Here is an 18,126-nt window from a genome sequence, read left to right as displayed (position 1 = left end):
CTCCAGAGGCGCAGCTTATCCGCCACGACATTAATCAGAACAAAAGCAACGGCCAGGATAGCCCCCCACAGAGCCGGAACAGGCTGAAACGGAATAAAAAACAGGTTAATGCCGGTTAAAAGCGTCACGGCAGCAAACATCAGAGACATACGCACAGATTACCCTCCCTGGACACACTGAGTAAGAAAATCAATTCTGCTGATCATCGCCCGGTTTATTATATTCGGGCGCATTTGCGCGCGGCAGCTGCTGACTGTTCAGTCGATGTACGCAGAGCCGTTCACGGAAATATTCGCGCAGGTGTTCAGGCTGTTCCCGTTCAACAAGTTCCGGCATGACGGGCTTGTTCATGCGTTCCTGCCAGGCAACAGCAGCGGCCACCTTATCGACGGCAACTTTGTCCTGCTCCTCTTTTGAAAAAGAGGCAATATTCCACTGCGACATACCCAAATTCCGCAAAAGAAGAAAGGGTACGCAGATATTACGCTCTTAATTCTTAACTGGCGACCTGTTGAGGTGAGGCCTGTACGCAGCGCCGCAGGCGTGGCGAACCGCCTCACCGGCAGGCGAAGCCTGCCAGGATTTTCGCGCGGCCGCACCGATCTGCGAAGCCGGGTAAGCTCCCCACAGATCGTGCCGTCTCAGACCTTAAACGGGACGTCGGGCGCCCCGATGTAGTATCAGTCAAGAGCCGCGTAAATAGCTGCGCATTCGTCATGAGAGTCAATGAAATCCCACAGCTGCGATTCCCGCAGCATCAGGTGGCGTGTCAGGGCAGCATCACCGCGTTCATGGTGCAGCCAGATACGGCGGTTGATCGCCAGCGCCGTAATGATAACTCCGGCCGCATCCGCGCTGACGGACCGATCAAACCAGTTATCCGGGTTAGTCAGATGGAAACGGTCACCGTCAGGCATCATGTAGCCGCCGCCCTCCGGAATTCGGATGAAATGCCAGAAGCCTCCGCAGTAATCGGTGATGTGTTTCACAGCGAGCGCATAGACCTGCATCTCTCCGGCCAGAAAATCGTTACCAAACAGATCCGGCAGGAACGAGAGACGGTCGGACTCCTCAACATTCAGCATGGTTTGACGGGCATGATACATAGCAACCTCCACAGGTTCATAAGATTGCGGCACCGGGTTGTGCCGTGCCGACACGACAGCCCGGCGGAAAGCGGAAGACGCAGGGGCGACACCGGAGGCCGCAGCGCAGATAAAGCACGGAGCTAGTCTGGACGGTTTTCGAGCGAAACCTGAGCGAGAAAACGACGGGAAGAACAGCGAGCATCATCAGTAACCTGCGACCGGGCGAGGATGGCGGCGTCAGCGAACCCTTGCATCTGCAGCGGCCGGGTAAAGTGAAGGCACAGCACTACCCGTCGCGATGCAGAGGTTGAATAAAAGGTTTGTCTAACCCGTATTTCGACCACAGGGAGAAAAGCGGAAGCAAATGTCGCAACGCGACAGACGCAGGAATCAGGCCACAGACCGGAGGGATGGGGCCGGGTGAAGCGGAGTCGGCGGCAACGACAAGCCGGTGACGTCCTTATCCGGTGTTGATGGCACGGCGCCGGTTTATCAGTTGCCCGTCACCAGGCGATCCGGGAGACCTCTCGTTCTGAGCTTACCGGCGATCTGGTTTATCACTGGCCACGGAGATACCAATATACATACCGCTTCCCCAGATAATCTGGGAGAGCACAAATATCCACTGAGGGACGTCAACAATCAACAGCGGAAGAAGAGCAACCGTCACGATTAAAATCAGGCGGCTACCGAATTGCCGGCGCACCGGTTCAGCGGCGTCAACCGGGACGCCTGCATATCGCAGAACCTGCCTTAAACCCGTATTCATAATCACTCCACTCAGAATAAATACACTGTACTTCAGTATATTACATTTTATTAGATAACGATTCTCCGGGCTGGCAGTGATCCTTCTGAAATTTCCCTGTTTTTGCAGGAACAGCAAATGGTTACAGACAACGGCAACAAGATGACTTGAAAAAAAACGGCCTCCGCAAAATAATACTGTATATATATACAGTTTCAAGCGAGGGGAAAATACGATGAAGTTCATTCCTGCAGTATCAGAAGCCAGCATAGTAAAAATTCCTTTGTTCACAGAGCGATGCCCTGCGGGTTTTCCGTCACCGGCTGCGGACTACACTGAGTCTGAACTGGATCTGAATGAGTACTGCATTCACCGGCGCCACTCCACCTATTTTGTCAGGGCGATTGGCAACTCAATGACTGATATTGGCCTCTATTCCGGCGATCTGATGGTCGTGGATAAAGCAGAACAGCCGCGGCACGGGGATATTGTTATCGCGGAAATTGAGGGTGAATTTACGGTAAAACGCCTGCTTCTGACGCCACGGCCGGCCTTGCAGGCGATGAACCCGGACTTCCCTTCCCTGTACCCGGATCCGGAAACGCTGCAAATTTTCGGTGTGGTGACGGCCTTCATTCATAAAACCCGGGGGACAGACTGATGTTCGCCCTGGCCGACGTCAACTCCTTCTACGCCAGTTGCGAGAGGGTTTTCAGGCCGGATTTGCGCGGAAAACCGGTCGTCGTTCTCAGTAACAACGATGGCTGCGTTATTGCCCGGAGTGCTGAAGCCAAACGGCTGGGTATAAAGATGGGAACCCCCTGGTTCCAGCTCAAAGAGGCGCAGTTTCCTGAAAAACTGTACGTTTTTTCCAGCAATTACGAGCTCTACGCTAGCCTGAGTAACCGCGTGGTCGCCCTGCTGGAGGAGCTGTCTCCCCGCGTCGAACAATACTCGATAGACGAATGTTTCCTGGATGCCCGGGGAATTGGCCAATGTATGGATCTGGAGGATTTTGGCAGGCAGCTGCGTGGGCACGTTCTCAGTGGAACCGGACTGACGATCGGTGTCGGCTGCGGCGCCACAAAAACACTGGCCAAATCGGCGCAGTGGGCGTCAAAGGAATGGCCACAATTCAGGGGGGTGCTGGCGCTGTCGCCCGATAATCCACGCAGGACGGCAAAATTACTCAGCCTGCAGCCGGTGGAAGAAATCTGGGGCGTGGGGAACCGGATAGCGAAAAAGCTGCACGTTATGGGGATCACCACCGCCCTGCAGCTGTCGCTGACGAACCCCGCGTTTATCCGCAAAAACTTCAACGTAGTGCTGGAGCGCACGGTACGTGAGCTGAACGGCGAGAGTTGCATTTCACTGGAGGAAGCGCCGCCGCCGAAACAGCAGATTGTCTGCAGTCGCAGCTTCGGGCAGCGGATCACCACCTATGAAGAAATGCGCCAGGCCGTCTGCCAGTACGCCGAGCGCGCAGCAGAAAAGTTGCGAGGTGAGCGGCAGTACTGCCGGCATATCAGCATCTTCATCAAAACCTCCCCTTTTGCGGTTAATGAACCGTACTACGGTAACGTGGCCACTGAGAAACTGAACACCCCTACCCGTGACACCCGGGACATTATAGCGGCAGCGGTCAGGTCTCTGGACAGGATCTGGCTCGATGGCCACCGCTACGCAAAAGCGGGGATAATGCTCAATGATTTCAGCCCGAACGGCGTTGCACAGCTGAATCTGTTCGATGACGTGCAGCCACGGCCGCACAGCGATGCGCTGATGAAGGTGCTCGACGGTATTAATCATTCCGGACTCGGGAAAGTCTGGTTTGCCGGACGGGGTATTGCGCCGGACTGGCAGATGAAACGGGAGATGCTGTCACCGGCATATACCACCCGCTGGAAGGAGCTGCCGGTTGCCCGTTTCTGACCGTTGAAATGACAGAAGGGACTTGCCGCCAGAGCTTACTTTACCGTTCATACAGATGACTTGTCTCAGGGGGGAACCATGACAAACATCATTCTGTGTGATGTGACTGCCAGCGTCAGCGAACTTAAAAACGATCCGGTGGCCACCGCCAGTGCCGGCGGCGGCTACCCGGTCGCGATTATTGACCGCAACCGCCCTGTTTTTTATTGTGTGCCCGCGGCTCTGTATGAACAAATGCTCGATGCGCTGGACGAAAAAGACCTGGTGCAATTGATCACAGAACGTCAAAACCAGCCGCTGCGTGAAGTGGATCTCAATCAGTATCTGTGATGTGCTCCGGTGCGAGGAGCAAGGAATGTATTAAATCAATGTTAAGGAACAATATGGGTAGCAAAATCGCAGGTGTGGTTTTCTTATTCTTCACTGTCTGGGGAATGGCTTCAGTGATTGAATTGCAGTACTGGCGTAACGCTGATACCTATCCTGTCTGGCTGACAAAACATCTCCGGATCTCTCCCGAAAATAACGAAAAGAGCCTGATAAGGATAGGAATGGAAACCTTTGACAAGGTATGTGGTGATAACAGGGGCCTACTTGCCGTCACCCAAAAACAAAACGGTATGTTTATGCGCTGTGATGATTCCCCCGGATTTTTTTCATGGTTCAGCGGCGTTTACAAAGTCAGTTAATCAGATAACGTGTTGGACTTTCAATATGTTACCCACACGGTTATCCCCCGTTACTGTGGATAATCAATATATTGTGTCTCAGACAGCTGCTTTTTCTACCATATGTTGTGTCCCTGATATCCCCTCGGACGGCGTGACAAACGACATCACACTGGAGACGCTGATGACGGGACCATGTTCATCCAGGGTCGTAAGAACGGCCGGGACTGGTTACCGGCCGGACGAAGGACCGGCCAACGCGCAGCGGCGGCAGCTGGTTTTAAAAATGCTGGCGGAAATTTAAAATTAAGCCGCACACCCCGCGAAATTTTGCAAATTTCACTCAACATGCTTCGTTCAGATCCCAACAGAGCTTTCACCATCACCTGTAATAGCCGCCCTGCTGCGTGATTACTCCGCTCAACAGGTTGCTGGCGACAAGCCAATACCTGTTCGTGACAGGCATTGCTTAACCGTTGTCCCAAACTAATAATGTGCCGACGATGCAGGTGGGACCGTGGTCCCAGGCAGATTACCTGACCGACGACGCAGGTGGGACCGTGGTCCCAGGCAGATTACCTGACCGACGACGCAGGTGGGACCGTGGTCCCAGGCCGATAAGCTGACCGGCGATGCAGGTGGGACCGTGGTCCCAGGCCGATAAGCTGACCGGCGATGCAGGTGGGACCGTGGTCCCAGGCAGATAAGCTGACCGATGACGCAGGTGGGACCGTGGTCCCAGGCAGATTACCTGACCGATGACGCAGGTGGGACCGTGGTCCCAGACAGATAACCTGACCGATGACGCAGGTGGGACCGTGGTCCCAGTCAGATAACCTGACCGGCGACGCAGGTGAGACCGTGGTCCCAGGCAGATAACCTGACAGACGATGCAGGTGGGACCGTGGTCCCAGACAGATAAGCTGACCGATGACGCAGGTGGGACCGTGGTCCCAGACAGATAAGCTGACCGATGACGCAGGTGGGACCGTGGTCCCAGGCAGATAACCTGACCGACGACGCAGGTGGGACCGTGGTCCCAGTCAGATAACCTGACCGATGACGCAGGTGGGACCGTGGTCCCAGACAGATTACCTGACCGGCGATGCAGGTGGGACCGTGGTCCCAGGCAGATAAGCTGACAGATGACGCAGGTGGGACCGTGGTCCCAGGCAGATAAGCTGACCGATGATGCAGGTGGGACCGTGGTCCCAGGGAGATAACCTGACCGGCGATGCAGGTGGGACCGTGGTCCCAGAGAGAATATTCAGGCCAGTTATGTTTTCTGGCCTGTGAGAAAGGAAATGAAGTAAAGGGAGATCACCGTAGAATAATGCGTGTCCGCATCAGACTCCTGGTTTCTCAAGCTCCTTAAGAATGGCTTCTATTTTCTCTATACACTCCGCAGGAATGCGGGACTTATCCAGGTTAAGCACCATTTTATCGCCCTTATACAATGCTGTTGCCCCTGGAGCAAACTGATGACGTGAGCTCAGATTAACTCTTGATGCGGGAGATTGTTTCAGTACGGATGTTAAAAGACTAATGACCTCTTCAGCTTCAAAGATTAGTCCCGCTTTCTTCTGATCGTGGAGAGTCTCAGCCTGCTGCTTCAGTAATTCTTCTTTATCTGCAAAAGCCTTCTGAAGGGCTTCACCTGACCGGGCAGACAGTTCTCCAGGATGTGCAAACAGGGCAACAACGGATTTAGGCAGTTTGGCCGTATTAATACAGCGGGTAATGATCTTACGAGAAATGTTTTCCGCATCGGCAAGCGCAGAAATATTTCCTGCAAACTCATTCTGCAGCCGGCTTGTATAACGCAGGCCACGTTCATAAGCACTCGTCGGCCGATAATCGTTACCCAGTCGGGACAATGCAGCCATCTGCTCATCGTCCAGTTCACCAACCAGAACGCGATAATCACTTTCCGTCAGGATTGCGGCTTTACGGCGACGGCTGCCGTCTGCAATTTCTATGACATCAGAAACCCGGCGGCCGAAAGCTGGAGTCTGCTGACCGGTCAGTAAAAATGAAGGAATGAGATCATCCAGAGCATCTTCGGTAAGTAGTTCCTGATCGCGCTCATTGCCTGACCATACGCGTGAAGCGCTCTCAACAGAGTCTCCCCGGAGCACCTCAAGGGTAAATTTTACTTCCCGTCCACTTACCGGAAGAGAGATTGCATTACCGCGGGCCATAGCACCCACGCGCGCAATTAATGAATCCACCATCGGCGCGGCCGGCGCCGGTGATGAAGTATCTTCAGTCGATTGAGTATGTGTGGTATGTCTTGGAATGACAGGAGCACGCTTCATTATCTAATCTCCCAGCGTGGTTTAATCAGACGATCAAAAATCTCATTGCAAACAGGCTCCCAGATAGAGAGGGCATTACGCCAGGCACCGGTTGAAGAACGTTGATCAATAGCCTGTTCAAAAACGGTTCTCATACGGATCTGACCTTTGCCGACTTCATCCGTTTCGCGCACAACATTTTTAAGGACCATGCTTCCCCAGGCATCCCGAATTTGTTCTTCCATCCACGGGGACTGCGAGCCATTATTATTACTGTATTTGGTAAGCAGAATACGGACATCTGGCTCGAAGCCTTTAAGATCCACGTTCTTAAGCAGGTCACGAAGCATATCGAAAAACTGCAGTGCGGAGGTGTAGTCGAACAGCTCTGCCGGAGTAGGGACAATCAGAACATCAGCAGCGCATACAACATTTATCGTACCGATACCAAGGTTGGGTGCGCTGTCGATAACTATCACGTCATAATCATGAGCGACAGTTTCAATGGCCAGACGGAGCATCAGGTGCGGGTCAGCAGGTAATTTGCCTTCGTCAAATTTCCCCATCAGCTCGGTTTCAATGCGGTGCAGTGCCAGACAGGACGGGATGATATCAAGGCCAGGCCAGCAGGTGGGCTTTATAGCGTAGCTGGCGTCATCCTTTTCCCCAAGATAAAAGGGCAGGAGAGTGTCCTCAGCATGAATATGAAGATCGGGCACCCATCCGTGATACATAGAAGCAGTTCCCTGTGGGTCATTGCCTTCAACAAGCAGAACACGGAGTCCTTTCAGTGCAAGATCCTGAGCCAGGTGAACGGATACTGAGGTTTTGTAAACACCACCTTTGTGAGCTGCAACGCCAATCACCGGCGGAAACGCATCTTCAGCACGGCGCAGTCGTGTACCAAATACATCCCGCATGTGATTGATTTGTTCGATGGTATAACCAACGCGTTGCTCAACTCTCCCACGGGTTTCCATATCAGGGTGCGGCAGCCGGCCAGCTTTCTCGGCATCCCTGATAGCCTGAGATGACACGCCAACTAAATCTGCCGCTTCACCAATCCTCCAGCGCCGGGTTATTTTCCGGGCTTCCGGACTGTCATCATTAAACTGTGCAATGGCGATTGCTTTCGTCATTTCATGACCAGCACTTATGCACTGGTTGAGTGTATCCATGAGTCCCATACTGAACATCCTTTAATCATCACTTTGCATTATTTTATTAAATCTTGGTATTTATTGCAAAGCAACAATAAAATCGCAAAGTGCACGAAAAAGTGCAAAGTGAACCACATTGGGTAATGAAAGAACGCAGGGGATTACAAAAGAGTACATACCGCAGTCAATATTAATCACTGCCGCTCGCCGCAGTAAGCGATCTCACACAGTGAGAAAGCGGCGAGGAAGCGGAAAATCACAGAATTCACAGATTGCACGTACGTCGGGTTGCTAAAGATGGCTCGGGATCAGCCAGTTATAATGAAATTGACTGCGGTATGTAATATATTGACTATGGTATGATGCTTACCGCATCTGTGTCGAGGAAGAGGAAAGACGACTCAGCATACCGCAGTCAATGTTTCATTGTTGTACCTGTAGATCTCAATCTTCCAGAGCGTATTCAGGAAAATAAGGCCAGGGTTCTGGATATCTGGCGTGGCGCTTCCGGGCTTGTATCTGGGTTATTCATGGTCTCGATCCAATAATTGATCCCAAGGAGATCATAATGAGATCCAAAAGAGATCCCCGGATCGCTCCAGCATGCGCTGTAACTGGCTTTAACGTCTGTCTGGATCGACTGTGGAATGTAAAATGTTGACTGTTATATGCATAATCTAATACTGTGATATGCAACGGTATTTACTGAGGTATGTATATCCGTTGACTGCGATACGTATTACTACATCCTTTTGTGGATAACCGTTGAGGATCAAGATGACGAGCGAAAATAACAGCTTACTTCTGAACCTTCAGGAGGTTGATAAGACAACCGGTGAAGTTGTTAAGCTGGATGTCAACAGCACCAGTACCGTGCAGCCAGTAGCGCTCATGAGACTCGGTCTCTTCGTCCCAACTCTGAAATCAACAGGGAAGAGCAAGGCGAACCGGAAAAACGTTACAGACGCGACTGAGGAGCTTGTACAGCTGTCCATTGCCAAAAGCGAAGGATACACTGACGTTAAGATCACCGGTTCGCGTCTTGATATGGACACGGATTTTAAAGTCTGGCTGGGGATAATTCGCTCCATGTCGGAGTATGGGGTAAAAAGTGACACCCTGGAACTGTCGTTCGTCGAATTCGTTAAGATGTGCGGATTTGACTCCCGTCGTTCAAACAAAAAAATGCGCGATCGCATCAGTAATTCCCTGTTTAAACTCGCCTCGGTTACGCTGAAGTTCCAGAGCGAGACCAAAGGATGGACCACACATCTGGTGCAGTCAGCCTATTATGACATCAACGAGGATATCGTTGAGATCAAGGCTGAACCTAAGCTGTTTGAGCTTTACCACATGGACAGAAGGGTACTGCTGCGGCTGAAAGCCATTGACGCCCTGCAGCGCAAGGAATCAGCCCAGGCGCTTTATACCTACATCGAAAGTCTTCCCCAGAATCCTGCACCTATTTCCATGAAACGGATGCGTGACCGGCTGAATCTCACCTCAAATGTCTATACGCAGAACCACACGGTACGTAAGGCGATGGAGCAGCTGCGGGATATTGGTTATCTGGATTACACTGAGTTTAAACGTGGCCGAGCCACCTATTTCAGCGTGCATTATCGCAACCCCAAACTCATCAGTGGTCCTGTGAAGGTTCCGCGCAAAGAGGAAGAAGAGAAGGCGCCAGAGCAAAATTATGACGAAGTCATTAAGGCGCTGAAGGCTGCTGGCATCGATCCCCTTAAACTGGCCGAAGCTCTCTCAGCGATGAAGCCAGAAAATTGACTGCGATATGCATAACATGACTGCCGGATGCCGCTAAGGACATTCCATTGACTGTGATATGCATCACGCATACCGCAGTCAATATGTGTTCTCCATCATGTCTGCCATGATCGAACAATATTGACTGTCATATGTGATTTCAGGCCGTGATACGCAGATATTGACTACGGTATGCGGGTTTAACGGCGATATTCCCAGGTCTGTGCACTGCTCCACACGTGTTAACATGCCACAGTCAATTTTTCAGTAAAGCTCTATACCCCTTACGAAAATCTCAATCGGATGCTGAGACGGTCATGTTACCTGACGGTATCCGTTCCCCTGTGTATTGCAGGTTTAGCCCGGCAGGATGAGACTGCAGCTGTCTGTATAACCCGGCGCCAGCTTCACACTGCTAAATGCGAACAGGAGACCGATGGCAGAAGGGAGTGAGCCACAGGGGTGAATGACTTTCGCAATTAACGGGATGATTCACTGAGCTTTCAGGAAACAATACACTGTGGGATGTACGGCCTGTGTCCTGTCTTGTCTGCGGTATGTCGATGCCTGCAGGCTTGCAGGTCACCGTGCAAGACCACGGCTGTTCAGTCATCCGAATGATGTCCTGGTGTGCTGGAGCAGGGAGGGGCACTGAATGCGCTCTGCTCCTGTATTTCGTATTAGCTGAATACAGGACGTCATGCCAGGGCCGTCAATCTCAGCCGGCCGGGGGCAGGGAGCGAAGGATCTCCGCGGCATCTCGCCCATCACCGGTAAAGGGAACGGCCAGGGTGGCAGCCATGTCCAGCGCAAATACCCGGGTATAGACTTCCATCGAGCGCGGATCCTTATGCCCGGCCAGTGCCTGGATGACCTTCCTGGGCTGCCGGTGATAAAGCATGTGCATAATATAGCTGTGACGGAAAGTATGCGGCGTCACGGGGATCGAAAAATGCACGCCGTCAGCTTCAGCCCGCTTCACCGCCTGTTTCAGCCAGTTGCGCATTGTCTCATCCGTGACCGGCCATAACGGCTCACGCCGGCGGGGGCGGGTGGTGACCATCCAGCTTTCCATCTGACGCACAAAACTGGCATCCGTCAGCGGCACCAGTCGCACTTCATCTTTTGGTGGCCGCCCGCGCCGCGCGCGCACTTTCTCCGACAGCACCCTAACAAACGGGCGCAGACCATCCAGGTCGAACGATTCCGGGGTGAGCGTCCGGGCTTCACCGATACGGATCCCGGTATTCCACATGGTGGCGAACAACATGTGGTGACGCTGGTCAGGCATATACCAGAGGAGGGCGCTCACTTCCGGCGCCAGGAGGTAAGCCGGCGTGGCACCTGTTGAGGTGGCCATCCGCCGGAGTGCCACCGCGGTCGCAAAATCAACGCCCGGGGCGATCGGCAGCAGGGAGACGCGTTCTGGTGAATTCTGCAGGGAAATGATGCTGTTCATGAGTTATTTTTCACGTAGCGCACGCACTGTTTATGGATACAGGTATTTTGCACCTGACGGGCCGATCCTGCCATGACAATAAATCGCAGCGCGCGGATCCTTTTGTTGTCTTATCCCGCATTATTGCGGGAAAAACCAAATGCGTAAAGGATCCTTTTTCTGCTCAGATCCTCCATGAAGCCAGTCATGACGCGGGCTGAGGGCTGTTTTACGGTTTTTGGGAGAATTGGAGTAATGCCAGGATGTACATGTTAGGCAGGAAAAAGAAGAGAAGAGAGCGCTACGCGATTTCCGGCCTGGTACACCCCTGTAACCTTGCGGGATTTCGCGTAACGCTTTCATAAGTTTACAACAGAAGAGAAAAGATATTTGCTGAAAAATGAAGTCCGTAAGTTAAATAAAAAAAATCATGATCCGTCCGGCACTATGTACTTAGCTGTCGTTTAGGTCTTAGGTGTTTTTGCTAAATTACGATGGTATCCCTTGTCAGAGTAATCTGGCTTGTCCTGCACATCTTCAGGTGACAATTCAGTGCAATTTCAGGGGTTAATCCTTTTGTCGTCTGCAGAATCTATCTATAAACGGGCTGTTTGTTGGTTCGCCAGAAGGAAAAAATTTAGCGTCGCGCAGATTCAGGCTGTGTTGAACTTTTCTGTTCTGTATCAACAGTTCCTGTCTTAAGCTGATACAATATACCCTCAGTAGAAAATATTGGATAAGGAAACTATGCACCTTCCTGGACAATTTTCTTGAGCCTTTCATGCCGTTTCGTCTTGTTCAGATTCAGAACTGCCATACGTTTCTTCAGCCACTGGTTTTCATAAGAAACCATGAAGATCAAGCATTAATGTCTTTACATTTATTTGAACAGATGCGCTTTAATTGTGCCACAAAAAATAAGTCATTGTAAGTTATGGCGATTTTTAATATACAAATCATTATGCATTCTGAATACATGGAAGTGCATAATGAGCGCTTCAGGTCACAGATGATTAGATGTAACAGTTCACTATTCATCATGATGTATTGGAAACTTGTTAAGTTTTATATGATTATGAGATATTGGGATTATTGAGTTCCAGGACAATTCTGATAAGATAGCGATAACCAACACTACCCTGCAATAACCACTCAAGATGAAAATTATGACAAACCATAAAGAAGAGAACAGGTTATTATCATTATATTCTATGGGGATCCTTGATACAAAATCTGAAGAACGATTTGACAGATTGACGAGGATTGCCACCAAACTCTTTGATGTACCAATAGCACTTGTTTCATTAATTGATAGAGACAGGCAATGGTTTAAGTCATGTTATGGGCTGAAGATAAAAGAGACAGATAGAAGTGATTCATTTTGTACAATAGCAGTAGATCTTAGTGAACCATTAATAGTGCCCGATGCAAGCCTTGATCCAAGATTCAAAGAAAATAAATTAGTTAAAAATGATCCTTATATCCGGTTTTATGCAGGGCATCCCGTAAGACTGCCAGATGGTGAGATAGCTGGAACAATATGTATTATTGATACAGAACCAAGAGTATTAACCAGAGATGACTTCTTATTGCTTAAAGATTTAGCAGAAATCGTAGAGGATGAGTTTAGAATAATAAACGAAGCAACTACTGATCCTTTGACAGGTATATGTAACCGGCGTTCTTTCGCTCTAATGACGGATGAATCGTTAAGAAAAGCCAAAAAAAGAAAAAAACATTCTGTGTTCTGATCATAGATCTCGATAATTTTAAACCAATCAATGATAACTTCGGTCATTCAGAAGGTAATGAAGTACTTTGCAATTTTGCAGATATGCTGGAAGATCTTAGTAGTTCAAAAAGCGTTGTTGCAAGATTAGGAGGTGATGAATTTGGTGTTCTATTACCCGAGTCAACCTATAAAGAAGCAGAAGAATTCCTTCATAAATTGAGGGCCGGGATTACCAGCTACAGTCTTAATTCTCAAAAAAAATACAACATAGATTTTTCTGCAGGGATTATTGAATATGATGAGAAAATTCATACTGAACGCTCTGCTATCATGAAGGATGCAGACGAAAGAATGTATGAAATTAAAAAGGGAAAACGATAGTATATGAAAAAATAGGGCATACAGCCCTATTTTTTTTGGCCCCTCAAAAAATCAATCAGTTGATCACCTGACAAAGGCTTCGAATAATAATAACCTTGAAATTCATCGCAATTCATATTTTTAAGCAATTCAAACTGTTCATTATTTTCCACACCTTCTGCAACTATACCTAAACTGAAAGCTTTTCCAAGAGACACTATGCTTCTTACAATAGATAAGTCCCGTGCATCGTAAGCAATACCACTAATGAAAGTTCTGTCTAACTTAATCGCATCAAATGGAAATTCTCTAAGATAGTTGAGAGAGGAATATCCAGTCCCAAAATCATCAATGTGAATTTTATATCCTTTTTCTTTAAGTTTAGTCAGGTTATTTAAAGCTAAAGTTGGATTAGTTATCATTACGCTTTCAGTAATTTCAAAAATTATTCTGCAAGGATTGACTTCATATAGTTCAGCCATTTTGTCTATATGATTAAGAAGAAAACTATTTTCAAAATCCTTACCAGATAAATTAATCGCGAAAGAAATGTTATTCACCTGTTGTGAGAAACTGAAGACCGTTGTGATAACTATTGCAGTTATAGAATGTATTAAATCTACTTTCTCAGCCAAAGGAATAAAATTGTCTGGTGGTATGAAACCATAACTTGGATGATACCATCGTATTAATGCTTCTGCGCCGGATACATCAGAATTAATAAAACTATATTTAGGTTGATAAAAAACAATAAATTGGTTTTCGCGAATTGCTTCAGTTAGCAGACCAAGCATAATAATTCTCTCTTCGTGTTCTTTATATAAGATTTCGCTACCAAATATTACATTTTCTTTATCTATTCTGTAAGTTTGAGAGAAGGCAACTTGAACATGGCTTATTATATTTGACCCTGAAATATTACAGTTGTTAACTATGACGCAACCTGCGCATATGATCGGTTTAACTAATGAATCATTACTTGTGATTGATTTTTGTAATTCCTGGAAAAAAAATCCAATTCTGTTTTGAATAATATCTTTTGTGTGATATTCAACACGCTTCAATTGCAACGAGAAAAATATAGTATCGTTGTCTTTTTTAATAACAAAATCATTTTCTGAGCATACTGCAGACAATTCCTTACAGAGGTTTTCAATAATTGAAGTAATGACATCCCTTCCGTAAACCTCACTGATCAATGTGATGTTTCGTACAGAAATCTGTGATATAATTAGTACAGTTTCTCTAAAGTTTATTTTTGATAAAGACTGCTCTATATTTTTGCAAATGCTTTCTTTATCTCTTACTTCATTATCTTCACTAGAAATGATGACAGATTTATTTTTAATATGATCGTCTGTAACGATTAATAATAAACAAATAAAATCATTTCGTCGAACGTACGTTTTACATGCTATCATCTCAACTTTAAAATTAATAGATTTATCGAGTGAGAAAAAACAATCACTGCTGTTTCTTATTAAACCATATTTCAGTTCTGAAAGCCAATTATCTATACTGATAATTGGGCTGTATAATATATCCGTTATCTTTTTTCCTTCAACAAGGTTAGCACTTAAAAATATATTCGAATCACTATGAAATGAATTTATAAAAAATCTGTTATTTAACTTAATATATACGATACCTTTTGATGTTGAATTATTGTAGTTATGTTCTTTGAAGGAAAGTAAATTTTTATATGAACTATCAATTAACTCTTTTTTTATTCGTTGTTTTGCTAACCAGTAGCAACCTAAAAAATTAACCAGAATCTGTGTTAGTAACAAAGATGATTGTGTTGCCCGACTTAAACCTTCAGAAAAAAAGCACAATAAAAGTAATATTGATGATAATGATACAATCAAAAAACAAACAATGCAGTCATTTTTTTCTTCATTAGCTTTATGAATAATCGATAGAGGATCCATAACCAAACCTTATAGTAAAACTAACAATGCAAGAATAAATTCATTAGGGTAATATTCCATGTGTAAACTATTCATTTTATTACCATTTATAATGGTTACAAATCTACATCAGCAAGGTGATAACATACGATGAATGAAAAAGGCTTTTTGTTTATTATTCATGCCCCATGACACTGAATGGATTAGAATAAAATTAGTTATTCATACCCTGAATTACCCAGAAAGTATTACCAGATAGTAAAAAGTATTATGTTTTTATAGCAGAACAGTAACTATTACAGCAACGATTTTGAAAAAAATGATAAGTATGGCTTGTACGGGGCATGTTTACCCCATGTGAGAGAAACTTAGACTGGCTGGTTGTTTTTTAGCTAAATGATTTTAGATAGTGAAATAATTGTCACATTTCATTCCACAGGCAATAGGATTTTTCTTACTCCTGTTGTATATTACTCCCGCTGTGTATTTTGGAAAACAACAACATCTACAACATCATCATGTGAGGATAAAATGGAAACTCTGTTTTTCCTGGGGGTTGCTATCGTTCTTTTCGTTGTTTCAATTGTATCCCTGTGCTCATACATAAGAGACAGAAGTAGAATCAAAAGGGCATTCATGAGTAAAAGAAGATAACCCGCAAGACATGAATAAGGTGGTAAGGATTAATTCAGTCACTGCATCTTTAATAATAACAAAAACCAATAAAATCAAGGAGTGAATTAAGAAGCCAAAACTCTAATCAACCACTTCGGGTTTATAACGATCAGCATAATTTATTATATCGATGACATCTCTTGCAATAAACATAAATAAATTATTTGCAATTTTAATATTCTTTTTATAATTATTAGGCTTCTATCGATTATGTGTTTTTAATAGGCAACACTCGCCTATAGTTACGCTGGAGAAGGATATTATATAGTATGCCAGATATCGGTAAATCTGGACGTAGAATGTCTGCGTTACAGAAAAGAATACTCATTGTACTTGCCGCTTTGGATGAGCGTAAGCATATGCCAGTAGCCACTAAGGATATTGAACGAGTGCTAGCACAAGGAGGGGAAAAACCGGTATATGGTTCAAACTTAAGAGCTGCATGCAGAAAGCTCGAAGAAGCAGGATTTCTCAATACACTGAGAGCACGGAATTTGCAACTTGCTGTCGAACTAACTGAAACGGGTAAACTTATAGCACAGCCTTTACTTGAGAAGGAGAAGAATGATGAGCTGGATAAAAAAAGGATTAGAGAGTGTCATGTATTACCCCACACCATGGCTTCATGGAGCGAAGTTGCGCATAGTATCGAGATAGATGGAAAAACATATTCTGTATTTCGCTGTGCATACGTAATTCGTTTGAATAAAACAAACTGTCTACAATTATGGACTAATACCAAGAAAATAGTGAAACTTGAAGGAGACGCCTTACAAATTGGCGAATGGTATCAGAAATGTTACGATGCAGGAATACATTGTCACATTCAAATTAATGAAGGCGAATGCTTAAGCGAGAGGAGTGTGGAGTATCTCAATTTCAAACATGGTTTATTCACTAAATAGGTCATGTAATCGATTATGTATTTATGAGGACATTATTTGAATTACATGGATGTTTTATTCGAGGAAGACCTTCTGGGAACAGTGATAATTCATCAAAGGGATTGTTGGGCTGTCTATGGTAAAATACAATAACATTGACAACGAATTATTTCAAAAGATGTGTGAAGTAAAAGTATCAGTCATTACTAAGATTGCTTTTATTTATGAAGCAATAATTCACATTTTGAAAAAAACAGCAATTCCGCACATTCGATTCATAATCAAAAAAAATGATGACTATCTGCTTGATAAAGATATTGTGTTTTATGAGACCGTGCCAGGTGAATTATTCTTACCTAATGCCAAATTTATGAAATGTAAACCAGCCGGGATTTTGTTTATATTGCATGATTATACTGATGGCTTTTGTTTTGATGATGTAAAAAGATTTAAGAATAATACTTTTACTTTCTCAATGAAAAACAATACTGTTGAGCAACTGATAATTACTATCAAACATGGTTTGATAAATTACACACATTCGCAATCTTGTTCCATACGGGAAGAAAAAATTGAAAAACGTGTGCGCATTAATTTATCTAAAAAACAGTCAAAAATTACTATTCAACTGGCGAGTGGACTGGATCTTAAAACAATATCTTCACTAAACAAAGTTACTGTCAATACTATAAAATATCATATAAAAGAAATAAAGAAAAAGATGAAACTGGCTAGCACATATGAGTTGTATCAATTCGCGCATATGTTAAAATCCCTCACGGACTCGACCTAATCTCCTTTTTTTAATTTTTAACACAGGTATTTTTATGTTATTGTATGTTGTTTTATCTATCTCACTGGTTTTATTATATGGGATTATAATAAAATATAAAGTGAGGTCAAGGAAATCACAGGGCACTATAAAAAAGCCTATGGCAATCAGGAATAATCGAAATCTAAAATAGATTCAAAGAGAGTAGCTTTCGGTTATAAATGTAGTTATTCCGTCTTCAGTAAGTTAATGATAAATGCTTTACTCTACCTCATGTTATACAGGATGAGTTGTTCTCACTTTTATCTAATGTTGTGTATATTGTTTTTTCTTTATATCTAAAACTGAAGTCATTGATTCCAGACAGGGCGCGATGACGGTAGTTATCCCGCCTTGTCATCGTACAAGAATACTGAAACTCTACGACCAAGCCGACTGACCAAAATGATCAGAATTATTATTGTACAACAAATTTTATTTTCCTCTCGTCAGTTATTCCGGCGGGCGTTAAGTAAAAACGGATATGTTCTGACAAATAATTTATGATCTAATGTAGCTCTATATTATTTTCCCCGGAAATAAGTTGCAACAGATATATTCTGTCTTTCTCAATGAGAGCTGGAAATGTATCGCCAGTAGCTGCCAGCAGAGACCATACTTCCAGGATGGCATAGGCCTTGGTATATTCAAGTGCG

General features: G+C 45.5%; 15 protein-coding genes and 2 pseudogenes. 9 read left to right on the top strand and 8 right to left on the bottom strand.

Annotated features, from left to right (window positions below; all coding sequences use genetic code 11):
- The 4 genes and pseudogenes from AC6CWS_RS25755 to AC6CWS_RS25740 all read right to left on the bottom strand — a co-directional run.
- Positions 1-155: pseudogene (locus AC6CWS_RS25755) on the bottom strand (hypothetical protein); the annotation flags it as partial.
- 34 nt (positions 156-189) lie between these two features.
- Complete coding sequence (locus AC6CWS_RS25750) at positions 190-444, bottom strand: DNA polymerase III subunit theta (protein WP_004206775.1); 255 nt, start codon at positions 442-444, stop codon at positions 190-192.
- Positions 445-680: 236 nt separating this feature from the next.
- Positions 681-1,106, bottom strand: coding sequence for an antirestriction protein (locus AC6CWS_RS25745; protein WP_004206777.1), 426 nt, complete (start codon positions 1,104-1,106; stop codon positions 681-683).
- A gap of 520 nt (positions 1,107-1,626) precedes the next feature.
- Complete coding sequence (locus AC6CWS_RS25740) at positions 1,627-1,857, bottom strand: hypothetical protein (protein WP_004206779.1); 231 nt, start codon at positions 1,855-1,857, stop codon at positions 1,627-1,629.
- A 214-nt stretch (positions 1,858-2,071) separates the two neighbouring features.
- Here AC6CWS_RS25740 and umuD point away from each other — a divergent pair, with 214 nt between their 5' ends.
- From umuD to AC6CWS_RS25720, 4 genes are all read left to right on the top strand, one after another.
- A complete protein-coding gene (gene umuD / locus AC6CWS_RS25735) occupies positions 2,072-2,497 on the top strand; it encodes a translesion error-prone DNA polymerase V autoproteolytic subunit (RefSeq protein WP_009309980.1) in 426 nt (141 codons plus the stop codon).
- Positions 2,497-3,768, top strand: a complete 1,272-nt coding sequence (locus AC6CWS_RS25730) for a Y-family DNA polymerase (RefSeq protein WP_004206782.1) — start codon at positions 2,497-2,499, stop codon at positions 3,766-3,768. The genes umuD and AC6CWS_RS25730 overlap by 1 nt, the downstream gene beginning before the upstream one ends.
- 78 nt (positions 3,769-3,846) lie before the next feature.
- Positions 3,847-4,098 (top strand): type II toxin-antitoxin system Phd/YefM family antitoxin, encoded by a 252-nt coding sequence (locus AC6CWS_RS25725; protein WP_004206783.1) that lies wholly within the window; start codon positions 3,847-3,849, stop codon positions 4,096-4,098.
- 53 nt (positions 4,099-4,151) lie between these two features.
- Positions 4,152-4,457 carry a hypothetical protein gene (locus AC6CWS_RS25720; RefSeq protein ID WP_016156495.1) on the top strand — a complete coding sequence of 102 codons (306 nt, stop codon included), beginning with the start codon at positions 4,152-4,154 and terminating at the stop codon, positions 4,455-4,457.
- A gap of 1,325 nt (positions 4,458-5,782) precedes the next feature.
- Here the strand turns inward: AC6CWS_RS25720 and AC6CWS_RS25715 are convergent.
- Both AC6CWS_RS25715 and sopA read right to left on the bottom strand, forming a co-directional pair.
- Positions 5,783-6,754, bottom strand: a complete 972-nt coding sequence (locus tag AC6CWS_RS25715; RefSeq protein ID WP_004206785.1) for a ParB/RepB/Spo0J family plasmid partition protein — start codon at positions 6,752-6,754, stop codon at positions 5,783-5,785.
- Positions 6,754-7,920, bottom strand: coding sequence for a plasmid-partitioning protein SopA (sopA, locus tag AC6CWS_RS25710; RefSeq protein ID WP_000523812.1), 1,167 nt, complete (start codon positions 7,918-7,920; stop codon positions 6,754-6,756). Before sopA ends, AC6CWS_RS25715 begins: the two co-directional genes overlap by 1 nt.
- A gap of 750 nt (positions 7,921-8,670) precedes the next feature.
- Here sopA and AC6CWS_RS25705 point away from each other — a divergent pair.
- Positions 8,671-9,681: a RepB family plasmid replication initiator protein gene (locus tag AC6CWS_RS25705; RefSeq protein ID WP_000200070.1), complete on the top strand. Its 1,011-nt coding sequence runs from the start codon at positions 8,671-8,673 to the stop codon at positions 9,679-9,681.
- Between the two features lie 697 nt (positions 9,682-10,378).
- On the opposite strand, the gene AC6CWS_RS25700 is transcribed toward AC6CWS_RS25705, so the two are convergent.
- The gene (locus AC6CWS_RS25700) at positions 10,379-11,119 is read right to left on the bottom strand and encodes a tyrosine-type recombinase/integrase (RefSeq protein WP_022064517.1); all 741 of its coding nucleotides are present in this window, start codon (positions 11,117-11,119) and stop codon (positions 10,379-10,381) included.
- Positions 11,120-12,264: 1,145 nt separating this feature from the next.
- On the opposite strand from AC6CWS_RS25700, the pseudogene AC6CWS_RS25695 reads away from it, so the two are divergent.
- Positions 12,265-13,211 (top strand): annotated as a pseudogene (locus AC6CWS_RS25695) (sensor domain-containing diguanylate cyclase).
- A 26-nt stretch (positions 13,212-13,237) separates the two neighbouring features.
- Here the strand turns inward: AC6CWS_RS25695 and AC6CWS_RS25690 are convergent.
- Positions 13,238-15,121, bottom strand: a complete 1,884-nt coding sequence (locus AC6CWS_RS25690) for a putative bifunctional diguanylate cyclase/phosphodiesterase (protein ID WP_077269200.1) — start codon at positions 15,119-15,121, stop codon at positions 13,238-13,240.
- A 375-nt stretch (positions 15,122-15,496) separates the two neighbouring features.
- Here AC6CWS_RS25690 and AC6CWS_RS25685 point away from each other — a divergent pair, with 375 nt between their 5' ends.
- The 3 genes from AC6CWS_RS25685 (at position 15,497) to AC6CWS_RS25675 (ending at position 17,452) form a co-directional block, all read left to right on the top strand.
- Complete coding sequence (locus tag AC6CWS_RS25685; RefSeq protein WP_309298168.1) at positions 15,497-15,754, top strand: small membrane protein; 258 nt, start codon at positions 15,497-15,499, stop codon at positions 15,752-15,754.
- 290 nt (positions 15,755-16,044) lie between these two features.
- Positions 16,045-16,680, top strand: a complete 636-nt coding sequence (locus tag AC6CWS_RS25680) for a hypothetical protein (protein WP_094311140.1) — start codon at positions 16,045-16,047, stop codon at positions 16,678-16,680.
- Between the two features lie 115 nt (positions 16,681-16,795).
- Positions 16,796-17,452 carry a helix-turn-helix transcriptional regulator gene (locus tag AC6CWS_RS25675; protein ID WP_065905266.1) on the top strand — a complete coding sequence of 219 codons (657 nt, stop codon included), beginning with the start codon at positions 16,796-16,798 and terminating at the stop codon, positions 17,450-17,452.
- Positions 17,453-18,126: the final 674 nt, after the last annotated feature.

It is taken from the genome of Klebsiella sp. M041, assembly GCF_059759695.1.
This window is presented reverse-complemented; position numbering and strand designations above follow the sequence as displayed.